The organism is Enterobacter sp. JMULE2, assembly GCF_013337145.1.
In the GTDB taxonomy this organism is placed as follows: domain Bacteria; phylum Pseudomonadota; class Gammaproteobacteria; order Enterobacterales; family Enterobacteriaceae; genus Enterobacter; species Enterobacter mori.
The window spans coordinates 72,117-88,946 of sequence record NZ_SGWD01000018.1; the positions used below are offsets into that span (position 1 = coordinate 72,117).

A 16,830-nucleotide genomic window follows, 5' to 3' on the forward strand; every position below is an offset into this window, starting at 1 on the left:
GCTCCTTGACGGTTAATGGAGCAAATTATGAGTAAGATTAAAACCTACCGTGTTGTGCATGAAGTTGAGGGTCCTAAGCATAAGATCCGTATTTTTGGTCGCGTAGGCGAAGTTATAAACGACACCGAACCGAAGGAATTTATTCTCCGTGATGTTTCCATTAACGAGAGTGAAATCCATAAAAGCCAGGTGCTCGTCGGTGACTTTATTGAGCGATTAAAAAAACAGGGCTTCACTGAAGCTTAATTTTATGAGGGCCTTAACCGGCCCTCTTTCTTAAATTCTGCGTTGTGGGTTTCTCCATGTCCTCTGATACGCAGATGGCATTGAGAAACCCACAATGTCAGATAAGAGAGAATAAAATGACTTATGCATCCTCAGCAGTTCAGCGCAGCCCCCAGGAAATTTCGGAACACTTTATTACACTCGTCCATGCCCGTGTAGCGGAAGTGGGTGGGTGGCGTTCAGTGTTCGAACGTATCCCTGCTTTTGATTCAGCTGTCGCCAAAGCGCCTGGACAGGTAGCTTGCCCCTTCACTAATGCGGGTAAGTCGAAATTCAGGTTCCGGAAAAAAGATATGTATACGGGTTGTGCAATTCACAACGACTTCCCGATTAATGCCTTTTGTGACGGTATCGACGTACTGGCTGAATTTTACAAATTGAGCAAAACACAGACGTGCAAGAAGATCCTTTCTGAATTTTTTGGTATGGATTTGACTGCGCCCTTAACCCGTTCTGACATTGAAAGTGAACGGAAATATCACGAAGTCGTGAAGCAAACCGCAGAGCTGTCTGCTGAAGAGATTGCTGATCGTTCTCGTAAACTGGAAGTTATGTATCACTATACTCGCGAGATTAACCTTCAGTCGCCGGTCGCTGCATATCTCAGGAAGCGTGGACTTTCACGTATCCTGGGTCATCTGCCTGCCGATTTGGGCTTTAATCCTCGCATTTACTACTGGGATAAAGCTACTAGTTCGAGTTTGATTTATCCGGGTATGGTTGCCATTCTGCGGGATACTCGCGGACGGGCACTTACCCTTCACAGGACGTATGTAGAGCAGAATGGTGATAAGGCAAATGTAGAGAATCCGAAACTGATGATGAAGCCACCTGCTGATCTATTGGGAGCTTCCATTCAGCTGTTCGACCCACACTATGCGAAGGGCTCAAAGACCTGGACGCTGGGTGTGGCCGAGGGGATTGAAAACGCGCTTTCGGTGACTGAAGCGACCTCAATGCCATGCTGGGCTGCAAGCTCGGCGTGGAGTCTTGAGAACGTAATCATTCCTGATTCCTTACTGCCCCCTCCGGATGTAAAAGCCATACAGTTTTACATCTGGTCGGATAAGGATCGTGCAAATAGCCAAGGCCTGTGTGCCGGTCGTGAAGCTGCAAATAAGCTTCAGACCCGTATGACAGAGTTTCTGGCAAAGCGCTATCCATCTTCCGTGCTGACAGTGACGGTGTTCGAGCCAGGTAGTGAGATCCCTGAAGGTAAAAAAGGGATTGACTGGAACGATGTACTGAATCTGGCTGGTTCTGAAGGATTCCCGATAGTCTGGGAACCTTCAATCCTGGCGCAGCTTTAAACACGATAACTCCCCCGCTTGTGAACTGCACCCCAAAAGTTGGACACCCAACTGAGTAAGGTGCAGATTCATGAAGCATTCATTAGAGCTAAAACTTGCTGTAGTAATGCACTACACGGAAGGTCATGGTGGGCAGGGGGAAACCGCTGCCTACTTCAATGTTGAAATCACATCAGTAAAGAAATGGATCAGGGCTTACCTTAAGCATGGTCTTGAGGGACTAAAGCGAAAGCGAGCCCACACTCCTTACGAAGAAAAGCTAAAGATCGTTCTTGCCACCATCAACGAGGAGTTGTCCCCTCGTGAAGCTGCCGCACGGTTCAATGTTTCTGATGCCTCGGTAATCAGAAAATGGGTTAGTCTGTATAAAGATTATGGAGCTGAATCACTCAACTCCCGCAGAGGAATGCCCAGTACCGTGAGCAATAAAACCCCTTCAGACAGAAAAGAAACAGCGCGTCCTCCTGAGCAAATGACACTAGAGGAACTTGCTGATGAGCTCCGCTATCTGCGAGCTGAGAATGCCTATCTAAAAAAGTTGGAAGCCTTAGTTCAAAGCAAAAAGCTAAAGAAAAAACGCAAATAATCAATGAACTAAGGCATGAACACGGCCTGCGTGACTTACTGCGTGCAGCAAAACTGCCACGTAGCACCTGGTACCATAATCTAAAGCGGCTCACGCTGCCTGACCCTTATGCTGACTTAAAATCTCAAATTAGCGAGATTTACCAGTATCATAAAGGGCGCTATGGCTATCGTCGGATCACTGTCTGGCTGAGAAGGCAAGGCCTCAGGATCAACCATAAAGTCGTACAGAAACTGATGGAAGAGCTGGAACTGAAGGCTCTCATCCGGGTGAAGAAGTATCGCTCATGGAAAGGTGACGTGGGCAAAGTTGCTCCGAATCTCCTTCAGCGGAACTTTGATGCCGAAAAGGCAAATGAAAAATGGGTCACAGACGTAACGGAGTTCGCCGTAGATGGGAAGAAGCTTTATCTTTCCCCTGTGCTGGACCTCTATAACAGAGAGATAATCGCCTACAGCATGTCTGAGAGACCCAGAATGCAGATGATTAACTCGATGCTTGATCAAGCCATGTCGAGGCTTGGAGAACGCGATAAACCGGTGCTGCATTCAGATCAGGGCTGGCAGGCAGTACCAGATGAAACATTATCAGAATGTTTTGCAGTCAAACGGGGTTGTTCAAAGCATGTCACGCAAAGGGAACTGTCTGGACAATGCAGTGATGGAAGGCTTCTTCGGGATGCTCAAGTCAGAGTGTTATTATCTGAACAAATTTAAAAGCACTAAAGAGTTGCGAAGAGCTATCGAGGAATACATAGATTATTACAACCATGAGCGAATCAGCTCAAGGTTAAAAGGCCTGAGCCCGGTAGAATACCGGACTCAGGTTCACTTAGCCGCCTAGCAAATTACTGTCCAACTTTCGGGGGTCAGTTCACTTGCGGGGGGGGGTTATCCTTTTTAATAAATATTTACGAGTCTTTATTAAATAGGAATAACCGCTTTTCTTCGTGAAAATTACCCACAGCTTGGGTGAAATTCACGGCTGAGATGCCTGCTCAGTTTAATAAATGTGCGGTATAACTGGCTACGGTCGGTCATGCGACATGGTTTATCCATTAAATATAAAACCCATAACGGGAGCTTACCGTTATGGTAATGCTCTCATTTTATTTAGGAGAGCATTATGAAAGAAACAATTAAAACTGAAATATTTAATAAACTGGCATCTGTAATTAATTCTCATATTGTTCACAACCCTTCTTCGTTATATCACTTATATGACAATGAAGTTGATATGCGGATTTTGCAACAGAGCCTGGATGAGAATGACAGCACACTGCTTTATATAGTAAGGCCTTCCGGCACCTGTATGTTGCGCTGTGACCGTTATTTCTTCCCTGCATATTATGTTACCAGTCGTGGGAATTATCGGGAGTTCGTATATGTCCACCTTGATCTACGGACTGGTGAAAGTCGTAATATAAGCTGGGAAGAAGCACAAGAGATGCTGTCGAAACCAATGCCACTGCCTGTACGGAATGGCTTAGGTAAATTAGAGTATCTGACTAAAGTAGTAGACGATTTACGTGACAAGGGTTATGCGGATTATTTACCTGCAATCAGCCTTGACCAATTACGTAAATTTGCAAAAGAAGATGAACGACCATCACTTGTCAAATATATTGATAACGTGATGACGTTGATGTGATTTTATTTTGCAGTACTACGTAAAAAGTAACTTTCCCTGATGGGCTCTCCATCAGGAGGCCCTCTTAACTATGGTGGCCTTATGAAATTTACAACTGATCTGGTAACCGCTGTGTTGGTTCAAAATGGCGTCAAACCAGTAAACGTGGATGTAATAACGAAATGCTCGTTTTATCAACCTATTGAAGACTATACCTTCAGAGTGTATTGCGCTGTGTCTCAACTGGTTGGTTACCTTCCCGGCTACATCGCATCATTTGAAGGAAGTGCATTGGCTTTCGACATCGAGCTTGAACTCCGGCAGTTACTCGTGGGGGCTCAAGATCTTTGTGATGAGTATGAGTCGCTCGGCTTTATTTCAGTATGGTTAGAGCTGCACCGTCGCCCGCAAGATCGCCAAGCTTTCTTGAAAAGTACCTTTGATTTACCAGAAGCTCAATGCCACCTGGCAAATCAATTGATAACTGCGTCTGAACCGAAAGTCAGTCAGATGGCCAGTTCCTGGCTGCTGCATATGAGTGATTTTTTAACCTATGTTCGAAATACTTTGGCCGGAGAGATGTTGTTTATGTTTTCTCTTTTCGATGAACTGCGGCAGCTTGCCCTACATCGAAAAAGAACGCAGACCATCAAAACCGTGACTCATGGTTCGGACGTACTGAAAGTCATGCTGGCAGCGCTAGACATTGAGTCCATTGACATGCATCTGCGAAACACTCCAGCAGTGTGGACCAGAAAAAATGCCTCTGATTATATCCGACGGATTCAATCGTATGCTCATTCAGGCGCCCGTACCGGTTACGTTACCTGCCATCGTTTCAATTCAGGTAATGAAATCTGTAGATCACTGCCTGCCTATCTGCGAGCAGGGGAGCACGAAGGGGGCCTGAAGAAAATTAATCGGCTGATAGCTGACACGGTTGTAGGGCGGAACAAAGACATTGGCTTAAGTGATTTCTGATGATAGTCAGGTCTGATTTCTACTGAAATAGCTAACTTAAATTTAACTCTCCTGAGGGACTCTCCCTCGGGGAGTAGTTCCTCATTTTTTGAGGAATCAAAAATGAAATGTATCCAAAATCTGATAGCAGCGACTTTGATTAAAAATGGTTTTGCACAGTGTTCCAGCATCAGCATTAAGCAGGACCTCTTTAAGGCAAACCAATTTGTCGTCGACGTCGATGTCCCCGTCAGTCATTTACGTTCATTTCTTGCAAAATACCTGGCGGCACACTGTCCGGACTATTCAGGTGGTGTCGATGACCATCCTTTAGGGATGTACTGCCGGGAAGCGCATTTACTGTCAGCTGGGCCGATAACTCTGTCGTCGTTGAGATTTTCGGTCCCGTTATCACTGACCCACTTGCGCTTGCTTGGCCATCCACCTGAGCTCTTACATTCAGGACCAAACCGTGAACGTCTGGAGTACGTTTATTATCGTGCTTCGAATGCCGGGAAGGATCTGATACTCGGGCTGGTTGAAAACGGGAGTGGCTTTCTATCCTACATTTTTGACCGGTTGCAGGCATGTCTTATGGCTGTAATGCCATTGGCCAGATTACTGTTGACCAAGGTAGTGGAAAACAGCGAGACACGGGAGCTGTGTAAGTTCTTTAGCGAACGGTCAGCTGTCACAGCCAGAATAATGGTGGTAAAAGTAGGGGCCGATATGGTTGACGATATACTCTGTAAAGGGTGGATTGTAGATACCTTGTCTGAAGCTGATAAATACCTCATCCATCTGAAGCGATATATTTCTGGTCGCGTAATGAAACGCCATATCTATGCTGAACTTCTACGGCCGGATGTGGGGAGACATACAGACAGTTCCTTATCTGGACAATTTTCAGCACCGGTTATTGCGACTGAATATCTTTTGACTGGTGTAAAACGTGATTCAATATTTCAAAAGGCTGTTAACAATTCTGTGAAATCTGTAGAAAGATTACAGAAGTCACGTGAAGAAGATGCCCTTTACATGTAATGCCCACCTAACCCTCAAGGGAAATTGCTTCCCTTGGGAGGCATTCCCATTTTAAAAGGAAGTGCCTATGTTTAGCGGGAACGATATTAAGCATTATATTTGTGCTCAAATTAATACTCTGGGGTTCAATGTTCGCACTGAAAAAACGCGAGTTAACCTTTCGCAATCTGGCGATAATTATGTTGGATTACGGGTAGAGTTTCAATGTACCGAACTGAATAAACTGGTAGATATGTATGTCGACGAGTTGATTAAATCGAATGCTCCTTACCTTCAAACAGAACCTTTAAGGGTGAAGTTGAAGTATTTTCTTCAAGTGTTCGAGACTCTCGGTTATGGCACATTTATACTTAGCCAGTCTGAAGGTTCAAAAGCGGACATCGGATTTTATGACATTTGTGATTTTGTTATGAAGCGAATAGAACTCCTTTGTTCGACTCCTGAATCTATAAGAGATAAGTATATAAGTATGATGGCTGTTGATGGCAAGGTTTTGATTGCCAAACATGCGTTAAAATACTTTTACCGTTCTGAATTTTTAGATTTCATTGGATACTGTCGAGGTAAACTGGTTGAGTTGCTCGGAATTGTTTATTGGACGCTGGTGGATGTGTCGCGCACTTATTCACTTTTGAGTAAGTATGACTACTCCAGAAAGCTTAACGATAGACTGACACTTACCATTAGGATTGATGTTGCGACTTATTCACAGAGTATTCAAAATCAATATGTTGATTGTTCCCTGGTAGATTGGGTTTATCAGCATTCGCGCAACAATGAAGTAATTATTGCGCTTTTTCAAAAAGCTGCTTCAGGTGATTCAGTGCCTGTCGTTATCGATGTTGAGGTAACGACAATAAAGGGTGAGGTGGTTTATTCTACGTCACTTGAAGCTGATGCAGCCTATAGTCGTAAAGCAGTTAAAAAAATCCTTAACCGAAAACAGGTTTTAAAAGATAGTTTTTCGGTAATAAGAAGTCTTCTGGAAGAACGGTGCTGATAAGTAAAGCCGTAATTTCACGACCAACACTTAAAATCTAAACTACCCAGCGGGGAAGCTGCTTCCCCGTGGGGAGCACTTCCTTGCAATTTAGAAGGAAGCCAATATGTTTCATATTAATGATGTTCATAATTATGTTTATGCGGAACTAAGCGGTCTGCCAATCGACTTTAGTGAATCAAGTGTGATTGCATCTGTGCATCACTGTCAGGGTGATGAAGTTTCAATAATTTGTCGACTCAAGGGTTCCGACTTAATGGATGCTGTAGATCTTTATATAAAGAGTACATTCATAGAGTCTCCGCAGAGTTTGACAACACTTGCTCTCAGTAAGAAAATTAAATCCCTTCTTTCGGTTTATGATCAACTAGCTTATGAAGAAATCAGAATAGAAGGAAAACATTATGCCAGTAGCCTGGTGGAGTTCGAACCGATAGTAGATGAGATACTGGCACATAGTAACGATTCAAGCCAAAGGTCTGGTTACGACCTCGTTGCTTACAATAATCTGATGCAAGTAGATGGAGAAGTGCATATTGCACGCTTTGCACTTCAGAAATTCTGGGATACTGAATTTAATGCATTCGTTGAATATCTACAGGAATATTTGTCAGACAGTTTGCGACGGGCTTACGAAACATTTTCAAGTATTTCTTTGGCCTTCTATAGTCTAAGTGATTATGAGTATAGCCGTCGAATTAATAATGGCTTAACTCTGACAATTACTCTGGAAGAAGAGGATCACCCATTGGATTTAGTTGATTGTTATATGGATGAAGAAACTTTGCCTAGCGGTAAGGTCATTCAAAAACGTAACGATGAAACTATTATCAATATTTTTAATAATGTCGCAGATGAGTCTTATGTACCGGCTCTGATGTATATATTATTCACTGATGAGGATGGGGCTGAAATTTCATCTTCATACATGAACACGTATGCCTCAAAAGGAAAAGACGGGAAGGTGAAAATTTCTGACCGTACTATGCTTTTGCGCGAAGCGTTTCATGAACTTAAGGAAAAATTCACACCTGACACTGCACAGGCAGCATAAGCAGGTAGTGACTTCGTTTTAAAATTCTAAAAGGCACGAACTTCCAGTCATGGAGGATCGTGCCTTTTTTTTTGCCCTCAGGCAGGAACTGATGACTCCAGGGGCCAACGGCTGAGCCAACGTCATGGTTTTGTGTCCCCTGTTCGCGCATTGAGGGCAGAACTAGTGAAATTTCGCTGAAGTTGCTTGTGCATCAAAATAGGTCAGGTTAGTAGAAAAAATCCGTTGCCGGGATTTGTATACTGTTTTTATCGAAGTCAAAGGAGCTTTTATGACCCGTTCCAGTACGCAAACTCTGCCTGATTCTGAAAATGCATTTGCGCCGGTTTCGAATGATTTCCTCTATCAACATATAGCATTAAGCATTGAGCGTTTGCTGAATAATCCCGATGATGCTCAACTTGAATACCTGTTTGAGAGGCCTGCTGATATGGTCCGGGAGGACCTTATAGTCAGGCTCCTCCGGGGTGAGCAATATATAACAACAGCAACGTGCAACAATTTCTGTTCAGTAAAGGGTTGCCTTGGGCATGTTCCGGAATAACGTGAGCTATTGCGATGTTAACTTCATTGAGAACATTAAATAAATGTTGAGTGAATCGGTTTTTAACTATGTGATTTATGCCATTACGTCCGTGATAATTCTTTCGGCTTTTTGGGAAAACAAGCAAACACGGTATGCCTCAGCTTTCTTTTGGGGAAGCGTTGTTTTAACAACCATTCTGGTAGCCGCAGCTGCATTGAACTGGTGGCTTTACCGTTCTGCTCTGGGGGGGGTGATCGTTATATTCATCTTTAGTGGGCTATGTATGACACGTTTCCGATTAGTTATATATGCCTTACGCTTTCGAAAACTGACTTTAGAACTCTCCCAACGGGTCCGTGAAGGTTACCGAATTGCTTTAGTGCTTCCCGAAGGTGAAGACGAAAAAGCGGTGCTTCTATCCCGGCTGCAAAGGGTGTTGCCAGTTGGCACTTTCTTGCATGCACCAATGGCTTTGGGTCCGCTGTCGGGAGAGTTGTTAAATCGTCTATCACAACATCATTCAGCATCTACCGGCTATCTGATGGCGTGTGAAGGCCAAATTGCGGCAAGAAGCTGGCTAAGCGTTGTCGAGAATGGTGACCCGGCCACATCCATTGCAGTTAATTTTCATTTGATCCCGGATTTGGAGTGACAAGAGATGACAAGTGAACTCGACGCCCTGCGTGATGAAGAGGCTCCATTTGATACCCGTAATCAGGTTCGCCTGCATTTAAGCCGCAGTACTCACAAAATGCTGGCCGGGGCCAAAATATTCTTCATACCCGGGGGCTAGAAGATGTGACCATCGAGGATTTGCTTAGAGCATGCCTGGAAGAGCAACAACCCATAGACTTGGCCAGCATCTACCTTGAGCACCGCTTGAAGCAACGTGGTGGAAGCATCTGCGACTATTAAGGTGACGGAAGTTATTAGAAGCTGCGCTGGCTGTGATTAGATAACGGCTATATCCGGTAATTCAGGGATCAATATGCAAAATAAGGGTAAAAGAACCGTGGTAGAGCGCATTTTTAAAGAGGAATTAGCGTTGTCCTTGTCATGCTGGATTTTCTCGTCTTCTTTATGCCAGTGGGAGTCACGCATTTTTTATGGCGTGGAGGTTGCTCCAGGGGAGGAGGTCGGTCCCGATTCATGTCGTGAAGCTTTTTTTCGTTTTGTGGTGAATGACGACGGGTTTGATGCAGGTCAGAAAGTTGATGGTCTGGATTTATGTTGTTTTTCGATGCCGGTTGATTCAATCCCTGGCAACGATTCCTCTGACTTTGAACGTATGACGGTACTGACGGGGGAGCTGGTAAACGGCCTGTTGTTGACGCTGCCTGAGTATCTCGATCTGCCAGAGCAACTTGCGTATCAGGTACGTGACGAAATTAACGGTTTCAACAGGCTGGCGGGTGACGGTGTATTCCACGGGTGGGGGACTTCATCTGAGTTGTGGAAAAACGAAATCTATCCCCGCACAACTATTCAACTGATGAATACGGCCGCAATCCATTAGCCTAAAAAGGGGGGAGGCATGCAAAAAAATCTGTTTCTTCTTGAGTGGAAACTTAGGCAATCGCGAGCCTGGGCGGGCTGGATGCTGCTGTGGGCAGGGGTTAGCTTTATTCAGTTGTCAGGGCTATTGATGACTAGCTACCTTCTTGGCCATTCCATTTTGCCGCCAGTCTGGTTGCTGATCTGGCTTTCCCCTTTACTTGGATACCTGATTAAGGTTAGGGCCATTGAACTGAATAACACACTGGTTCAGTCGTTTTACCTGGCAGGCACAAAAGCATTTAGTCGGAAAATCCCGCTTCCACCTGGTAGCTGGTCAGTTGACAGAGTCAACGGTCGCTACCGTCTGAATCGTATAATGCTGGACGGGAAAACCCTGCATTATCCTTATCGACCGCTTCAACTGCCGCTATTTTTGACGCCTGAATTTATAAATTTCCAGGGAGACGGTCGCGATGAGTGACAGCGAAGAGGTTGTCAGTGCGGCAACTTCCTGCCTGTTGTATGTACACCAGCATAAAGAGAGTGCAGGAGCTGGCCATCACAGCTCGAACACCCTGATTCAGGACTGGGTGAATTCAGCAGAACGCCGTAGGCTATGTTCACGCTTCGCCCTGAAGTGCCTTCGGAACACCCTTAAAAAGGCCCGTAAAAATAGAGTGAGTGATTTGACGGGCATCCTCCAATTGCTCATTGAGGGGAAAGGAGTGATACCTGATATAGCCGATTCTGCTTTGGCTCGCATGCAGGATCTGCGCGAAGCATTGACCCGCCGAGGCTGGTGGGTAAAATTCGGCGACCAGAATGACTGGGAGAGGATTGAGCTGCATAAGCAACCAGTCTGTTTCGGACTGCTTTCTGATGTAGAACGGTGCTTTGATTTCCGGGGTCAACAAATCGAGCCACTGACTCTGTATCACACAGGGGAATGCCGGGAGTTTGCTGAATTGGCTTTAAACTACGGATTTCACAATCAGGTTGGTCTGCCGGAAATGGTGGACAATACCCTTGTCTGTCGTTGCTTTATTCATGCAGGAGTGAATCATGACGACCGAAAGACTGACAGAGCTGCATGATGCGATTCTCACTGAGATCGACCGGCTTGGAGAATATCTCGATGCTCATCTACCCGTCCGTTCGACGTTGATGAAGATCCACCCCGTAACACGGCATAACGAGCGGATGCAGGTAATCAACAGTCTGGATGTTGATACCACTGATGATGCATCACCGAAAGCGATCCTGGATGCTCTGAAGCATTTTCAGGTATCAGATATCGCAACACTGTCGACCGAGTCGACCAAAATCACCCAGAAATACCCCGGTATTATTATTGTGCCGGGTGATCCTAAGGTACTTAATCGGCACATCGAAGCTATTAATACAGCCAAAAATACTTTTGCTTCGGCCTTGAGAGCAGTGGCGGCAGATAAATCCCGTCGCTTTGAGAGGGTACACCAACAGTTCCCGGGGCTTATTGTCCAACAGGCAATGCGAAAAATTTACTTTGTAGAGGGGCAACTTAATAAAGTTACTTTTTCATGGCGAATGCACCGTAATCAGGATGTGAAAGACCATTCTCAGCTGATGAGTCTTCTGGAAAAGCGTCTCGCAGTGGCCAAAATGTCCCCTGTAACCAACAGCCCCGAGAAGCTGGGCGAGATTGAGAATGCTATCGAAGCTCTGGAAAATCGTGTGCTGAAACAGGGAGAGTCATTTCGCCTACGTCGCGATAATGCTTTCCCTGTTCCGATTGCCCATCTGTTTGTGAAGCGTCCAGATGATCAGCAACGAGCTGGTGGAAAGTACCTCGATGTGAATTATTTTGTTAAACCGGCTTCGCTGCCGTTTTTCGCAACGGATAGTGACCCGTCAGTGACAGTTCTGAAGACGTGGTATCCGCGAGAACCAGGCAAGGCGCGTAAACAAGATCTGGAGTACACCGACCTCCTGCCCGGGGTGGAGACGGGTATCTATATTGTCAGGGATGCTTGAGGAGAGCATATGCAGTGGATTTCAACCGTTAGCCAGAAAATCGACGAACGCCTGTATATGGTGTTTTTATGGGCCAAGAAATACCATGCTGATTCCATTCACCGGGTGGTTTATACCGTGGATCTGCAAAAGGCCAGACATCCCGCAGACGAAGACCAGGTAAGGGCTGAACTGCTGTGCGGGAACTACTTCATGCTACGCAAAGAGAATCAAATTGCCCGACTCTGGAACGGGCATGAACTAAGCTGGCAGGCCTTCACTCTTGATCTCCAGACGTTGCTCCTTGGAAAAAACGTGCCGGAATCATTACGACCGTTAGCCGACTATATGCAAATGCGCTGGCAGGGGATCACGATGGTACCCATGACCGGCACACTTCGGACGTCGGCAATGGAAGACGGTATCACCTGGGTAAAAGTGGACATGCACTATTACTGGCGTAACGAAGTGGTGGAATCGGTACTGGGACCGGTGCAGGTGACGCAAAAAGCCCTTGTTCGCTTTGGGAATCTTGCCAAACATGATGCCAATGCGAGTGCGCTGCGGATGCTTAGCCGCAGACTGACCTCGGAGTTCTTAACAGAGTTTGAGATGGATGCCGGTGAGCTCAGACGCAAGCAGGAGATGTTTCGGACACCGGACGTCAAAATGTTCTTCCACACGCACTACCCCAGTCAGAAATTGCTGTTGGTTCGCATTCATGGTCAGGAATGGATGATGGTCGATGCGTTTTTGTTCCATCATACCAAACCAAAACATGTCGATAAGACGGCCAAGCGTAAACCCAAAAACAACGTCGCGGTTAACTAAAAAAGGAGTGTATTAGTGCAACTGGCAATTATGATTGGCATTGTCATCTTCATGGCAATCGGTGCATCCATTCTTACCAATTATTGCGTCACGGCGCTGGAAAAACTCTATTTTAAACGAGCGCTGAGCATGGAGTACTTTGCCTGGCTTCGGGTTATGTTCGCGGGCATTTTGTATGTCTTCGTACTGGCTATTCCCACCGTTGAGCTGATCTACACCCTGAAACTGATTTCACTGGCCAATATTGCAATACAGACCATGAAGCTTAATGGGGTCTACAAACTTAAGCGCAGGAATGGCGCTATGCCGGTCAAACCCGTTTCGCCGTTGGCCCGGTTTAATCCCTTTAAAAAGAAATGAACGTCATAACTGCCAGCTCCTGTAAGTATTGGCGTTTAATTGTTAAAAAAATAAAGGGGGAAGCATGAATAAAAGATGCTTGCTAATGTCCATGAGTTTATTGCTGTACGGCTGCGATCAGTTTAGTGAAACTGGGGTGAATACCCTGAAGCAGGATATCGCTCGTGATGCGATGAAGATCCCCTCCATTGTCATCTATCCTGGCTGGACGATGGACGATCATGGCAAGCCTGCAACGGTGTTCGGCACCAACCTCTGTCCGGAGGGTATATTCAGCAACGTGAGTGAGAATGGATGTCTGGTAATTGAACCTGCTGATAAAACCGTCACGGTCAGTGTTCTTGCTGCTAATTCCGGGATCAATAAAGCACAACATGAAACCTGGCTCGTTGAGCGGTCGGGTGCTGCTCCTGATGATGTTATCAGGCTGATGCGTCCGGATAAGACGTATATCAGTGAGTGGAAAGGCACCAGCGGTCAGTGGAGCATGTTGTATTCTGCTGAATGACAATTAAGGCTTGGAAGATGAATAACACGGTATCAGTGGTCAGAAAAAAGCAATATTTAAAAGCGCTGCTAAAAACGATAGTGGCCATCTATGTGGTCATTTTTATAGCCTCTTTTACAGAGTTCCAGATCTGGGTTCATGCCGATAAATACCCGTCGTGGCTGGCAAAACCTCTCGCTATAAAGAATTATCCGCCGTCCATGACCGATGGGGGATTGTTCGAGTATGTGGATAAAGTGTGCGGCCCTACACGGGGTATGATTGCCTTTTCGGAAAAGACCAACGGGCACTTTGTCCGTTGTGATCATGCGCTCTCCGCTACCGCGTTGTGGCACGGTGTGTATCGCATCGTGCCTGAGTCATCGGATTAAAAAACAGGGCAGTACAAGTTACTCGCCTGGAAAAAACGGGCCATCAACCGGGCCCGAACGCGATTTGCCATTTCACGCCTCCCGAAAGGCCTCACGCATAAACAGCGTCATTGCCTTGTTCCCGGCTTCGATATTGCGAATATATCGAAGCACCATTTCCTGACTCGACCAGTTCCCCATTTCCATAATTTGCACCAGCGAGTAACCGTTTTGTGCAAGCTGAATGGCACCGCCTACACGAACGCTGTGACCGGTCCAGCACCGGATCTCGTCCTCATCGGGGTTCAGGGTGAGCCAGAGATCGTAAAACGCCCTTAACAAGGTGTCTTTGCTAAGAATTCCTTCATCATCTGCCTTTTCCTCCTCCTCTTCCTGAACTACCGTCCTGCTGGCCCGATAGGGCATGTTGTGGCGCTGAAGCAGCGTATCGATATCGTTGCCCCGGCTGCGAAGTAGCCAGCCTTCAGGCATATAACCGGTGTCGTGCGCGTTCACCGCCTGAAAGAGAAATTCCGTCGGGTGGGTGCGCCCATCCTTGCCAACCAGGTTCATCAGTCGCAGGAGGCTGGTGGAGAGCTGCGGTGACAGGCGATAGGACAGATTGGTGCTGGCAGTGGTTTTAGTACGGTATACTGACAGGGTGAATTCAAGAGACATATCATCCAGCCGGAGATCCTGGAGCCGGATCCGGCGGATTTCTACTGAGCGGAGGAGCGTCTCAAATCCCAGCCAGATAAGGCACAGGTCACGAAGCTTCCTGACGGAGTGGGTCCCGGCATAGAGGGCTATCAGTTTTTTGAGATCGGGAAGCATAAAGGGCGTTGCCTGACGCGTTACCGTCTGACGCCGGGTTTCATCATTTTTCAGGGTTTCCAGAATGAACCAGATTTCTGAAGAGAGAACGCCAGGTGCATCGAGCCCTTTTTTATGAATGCTGTTTAAAGCCTGGACGCAGCTGACGACGCTACTGCGGCGAAGCCTGCCTCCCAGGTGCTCGACAAAGGATTCAAAGGCTTCCGGGTGTGCCGGTATAGCGCTGGCGGGCCAGCTGGTTTCGTGGGCTGCATTAGCGTAATACCAGTCCCCCCAGACTCGCATCCAGTGCAGGTATGTCTTGGCTGTGTTAAATTTGAGATGAGAGAAATAGCGGACCAGGCGGGTCATTAACCGGCCGTCGGTGTTTAACCGGGCAACCTGCGTTAGCACATCGGCCTCCGCAATACGGTGGGTTATTTCTTTCATAAATCGCGTTGCCTCGCCACTGGATGAATCAACAGTAATGATAACACTGCCTATATCCAGATAAAACAAGCTGACAGCACCAAAAGTAGGATATGCTAGGTGCATAAGACTATGGGACCGGGCATCGCTGATGCGAGAATTAATTATGACGGACAAGTACTAACATAAGGCCAAACATGTCTGAAAGTAAGCAGCAATATCTGATGAAATTCCGTAAATGCTCTACCTTTGAAACTCTCGATCTTGTATTTGAACGCATTAGTGAGAAAACCGCGAATGTCGATTCAATGGAGTTATCCGGCGCTTACGATCACCGTAAGGCCGAGCTGACCATGAAGAAGCTTTACGATAAAGTCCCAGCCAGCGTCTGGGCATTTGTCAGATAATAGGAATGTCGAAAATTAATATATTTTGCATCCGAATAATAAAAAGTAACTTTTTTAATATTCAAACACTGAATTGTGAGTACAAGAATATTGACCCCCTGAGAGAAAATATCTAACTGCCCATTCGATATACTGTCTCCGGAATGAAGAGGGGGATGGCGAATATGCGAAAGAGTTACACCTACGGCATACCGTTCGGTATACACAAAAAAACAGGGCAGATCCTCGATATCACCGAGGTGGAGCGGGGAACGGATTGCGGCTGTATCTGCCCCGGCTGTAAGACAGAGCTGGTGGCCAAGCAGGGAGAGGTCAACCTCTGGCATTTCAGTCACTTGACGGCGCTGCTCGGCGACTGTGATGGACTGATGCAGGCTATCCGGGCCAAGATCATCGAGATCCTGAACGAACAATGTCAGCTGGCGGTGCCGCACGTGCTCGAAGGGTACGAAGGTGGAACCGTCACGCTGGACAAAGTAGAAGAAAGCCAGCATATGTTTGGAGCTACCGCCGATCTGGTGGTCACTATTGATAAGCTCCGGGTCGGGGTATTTCTGGATCTTGACCGAACGCTGGCATCCCGCCTGTCCTTTGAGCAACTCCATCCTTCTGAGCCGGTCGCCGCCCTGCGGATAGACGTGCCTGATCTCGAATTCGAGCTGGGCCGGGTACAACGAGGCGAGCGGCACTGTACTTACAGCGAATGTATCGAGGAGCTCATCACCGGGGATGCTGCGTCCCGCGAGTGGTTGTATCATCCGGTGCTTCATCAGCTCAATGGTGAAAAGCAAAAAATCTATCATGGCCGGGAGCCAGCGGCAGCCGGTCCACTTCGGCAGCGGCTGGCCGACCATGCCATTGTCATGCGGGACACCTTACCTGCCAGCAAGAATGCGTTAATCATGCAGCGTCGGGCGACGATAACCTGTCTGAGTCGGCTGACGGTACGGGGTACCGAGATAGCTCAGACCGACGAGTTTCCACTGTTCCTGCGTTACTTCCGGCTGCACTGCTTTGAGAATTGCGACACAGTGAGCATCGAAAAACTGGCTACCTTCTCAGACATGATAGCAGCCACCGAAGAGGGGCAGCGCCTCACTCAGGAGGAGCGGGACTATCTGGGGGAGCTGGTCCGCATCGGGTACTTTAACCAGCGGCTCTGCGAGGCATTTGTTACGAAAAGCGATGACCCACAACCGGAAAAAGGGTATTCCGGGGAGCTTTTTTAGCGCCATCGGGGCCATCATCT

The 16,830-nt window shown here is 46.9% G+C and carries 20 protein-coding genes and 1 pseudogene; 20 read left to right on the forward strand and 1 reads right to left on the reverse strand.

The features are described from left to right. Window positions 1-27: 27 nt before the first annotated feature. The 18 genes and pseudogenes from EXW94_RS24980 to EXW94_RS25065 all read left to right on the forward strand — a co-directional run bounded on the left by EXW94_RS24980 (window position 28) and on the right by EXW94_RS25065 (window position 13,953). Window positions 28-246 (forward strand): hypothetical protein, encoded by a 219-nt coding sequence (locus EXW94_RS24980; RefSeq protein ID WP_174341308.1) that lies wholly within the window; start codon window positions 28-30, stop codon window positions 244-246. A gap of 56 nt (window positions 247-302) precedes the next feature. Beyond that, on the forward strand, window positions 303-1,595 hold the full coding sequence (locus EXW94_RS24985) for a toprim domain-containing protein (RefSeq protein WP_254797890.1): 1,293 nt from the start codon (window positions 303-305) through the stop codon (window positions 1,593-1,595). 70 nt (window positions 1,596-1,665) lie between these two features. Then, a pseudogene (locus EXW94_RS24990) lies at window positions 1,666-3,024 on the forward strand (IS3 family transposase). A gap of 282 nt (window positions 3,025-3,306) precedes the next feature. Then, window positions 3,307-3,831: a hypothetical protein gene (locus EXW94_RS24995; protein ID WP_174341309.1), complete on the forward strand. Its 525-nt coding sequence runs from the start codon at window positions 3,307-3,309 to the stop codon at window positions 3,829-3,831. 81 nt (window positions 3,832-3,912) lie between these two features. Next, on the forward strand, window positions 3,913-4,791 hold the full coding sequence (locus EXW94_RS25000; RefSeq protein WP_174341310.1) for a hypothetical protein: 879 nt from the start codon (window positions 3,913-3,915) through the stop codon (window positions 4,789-4,791). 102 nt (window positions 4,792-4,893) lie between these two features. Next, window positions 4,894-5,814, forward strand: coding sequence for a hypothetical protein (locus EXW94_RS25005; protein WP_174341311.1), 921 nt, complete (start codon window positions 4,894-4,896; stop codon window positions 5,812-5,814). 67 nt (window positions 5,815-5,881) lie between these two features. Then, window positions 5,882-6,814 (forward strand): hypothetical protein, encoded by a 933-nt coding sequence (locus tag EXW94_RS25010; RefSeq protein WP_174341312.1) that lies wholly within the window; start codon window positions 5,882-5,884, stop codon window positions 6,812-6,814. 106 nt (window positions 6,815-6,920) lie between these two features. Continuing rightward, entirely contained in the window at window positions 6,921-7,868 is a 948-nt protein-coding gene (locus tag EXW94_RS25015) for a hypothetical protein (protein WP_174341313.1), read from the forward strand. A gap of 271 nt (window positions 7,869-8,139) precedes the next feature. Further along, window positions 8,140-8,412 carry a hypothetical protein gene (locus EXW94_RS25020; protein ID WP_174341314.1) on the forward strand — a complete coding sequence of 91 codons (273 nt, stop codon included), beginning with the start codon at window positions 8,140-8,142 and terminating at the stop codon, window positions 8,410-8,412. Between the two features lie 43 nt (window positions 8,413-8,455). Continuing rightward, the gene (locus EXW94_RS25025) at window positions 8,456-9,046 is read left to right on the forward strand and encodes a hypothetical protein (RefSeq protein ID WP_174341315.1); all 591 of its coding nucleotides are present in this window, start codon (window positions 8,456-8,458) and stop codon (window positions 9,044-9,046) included. A 336-nt stretch (window positions 9,047-9,382) separates the two neighbouring features. Next, a complete protein-coding gene (locus EXW94_RS25030; protein WP_174341316.1) occupies window positions 9,383-9,910 on the forward strand; it encodes a hypothetical protein in 528 nt (175 codons plus the stop codon). 18 nt (window positions 9,911-9,928) lie between these two features. Further along, window positions 9,929-10,372 (forward strand): hypothetical protein, encoded by a 444-nt coding sequence (locus EXW94_RS25035; protein ID WP_174341317.1) that lies wholly within the window; start codon window positions 9,929-9,931, stop codon window positions 10,370-10,372. Further along, window positions 10,365-10,985, forward strand: coding sequence for a DUF2913 family protein (locus EXW94_RS25040; protein ID WP_174341318.1), 621 nt, complete (start codon window positions 10,365-10,367; stop codon window positions 10,983-10,985). Before EXW94_RS25035 ends, EXW94_RS25040 begins: the two co-directional genes overlap by 8 nt. Continuing rightward, on the forward strand, window positions 10,954-11,904 hold the full coding sequence (locus EXW94_RS25045) for a DNA replication terminus site-binding protein (protein ID WP_174341319.1): 951 nt from the start codon (window positions 10,954-10,956) through the stop codon (window positions 11,902-11,904). Before EXW94_RS25040 ends, EXW94_RS25045 begins: the two co-directional genes overlap by 32 nt. A gap of 9 nt (window positions 11,905-11,913) precedes the next feature. Then, window positions 11,914-12,714 carry a hypothetical protein gene (locus EXW94_RS25050; protein WP_174341320.1) on the forward strand — a complete coding sequence of 267 codons (801 nt, stop codon included), beginning with the start codon at window positions 11,914-11,916 and terminating at the stop codon, window positions 12,712-12,714. Window positions 12,715-12,729: 15 nt separating this feature from the next. Continuing rightward, window positions 12,730-13,074, forward strand: coding sequence for a hypothetical protein (locus EXW94_RS25055; RefSeq protein WP_309232522.1), 345 nt, complete (start codon window positions 12,730-12,732; stop codon window positions 13,072-13,074). 64 nt (window positions 13,075-13,138) lie between these two features. Then, window positions 13,139-13,582 (forward strand): hypothetical protein, encoded by a 444-nt coding sequence (locus EXW94_RS25060; protein WP_174341321.1) that lies wholly within the window; start codon window positions 13,139-13,141, stop codon window positions 13,580-13,582. A 17-nt stretch (window positions 13,583-13,599) separates the two neighbouring features. Then, window positions 13,600-13,953, forward strand: coding sequence for a hypothetical protein (locus EXW94_RS25065; protein ID WP_174341322.1), 354 nt, complete (start codon window positions 13,600-13,602; stop codon window positions 13,951-13,953). 72 nt (window positions 13,954-14,025) lie between these two features. Here EXW94_RS25065 and EXW94_RS25070 read toward each other — a convergent pair whose 3' ends face one another. Next, window positions 14,026-15,195: a tyrosine-type recombinase/integrase gene (locus tag EXW94_RS25070; RefSeq protein ID WP_174341323.1), complete on the reverse strand. Its 1,170-nt coding sequence runs from the start codon at window positions 15,193-15,195 to the stop codon at window positions 14,026-14,028. 176 nt (window positions 15,196-15,371) lie between these two features. On the opposite strand from EXW94_RS25070, the gene EXW94_RS25075 reads away from it, so the two are divergent. Together EXW94_RS25075 and EXW94_RS25080 are read left to right on the forward strand one after the other, a co-directional pair. Further along, window positions 15,372-15,581: an Hha/YmoA family nucleoid-associated regulatory protein gene (locus tag EXW94_RS25075; RefSeq protein ID WP_174341324.1), complete on the forward strand. Its 210-nt coding sequence runs from the start codon at window positions 15,372-15,374 to the stop codon at window positions 15,579-15,581. A 155-nt stretch (window positions 15,582-15,736) separates the two neighbouring features. Further along, window positions 15,737-16,810, forward strand: coding sequence for a hypothetical protein (locus EXW94_RS25080; protein ID WP_174341325.1), 1,074 nt, complete (start codon window positions 15,737-15,739; stop codon window positions 16,808-16,810). Window positions 16,811-16,830: the final 20 nt, after the last annotated feature.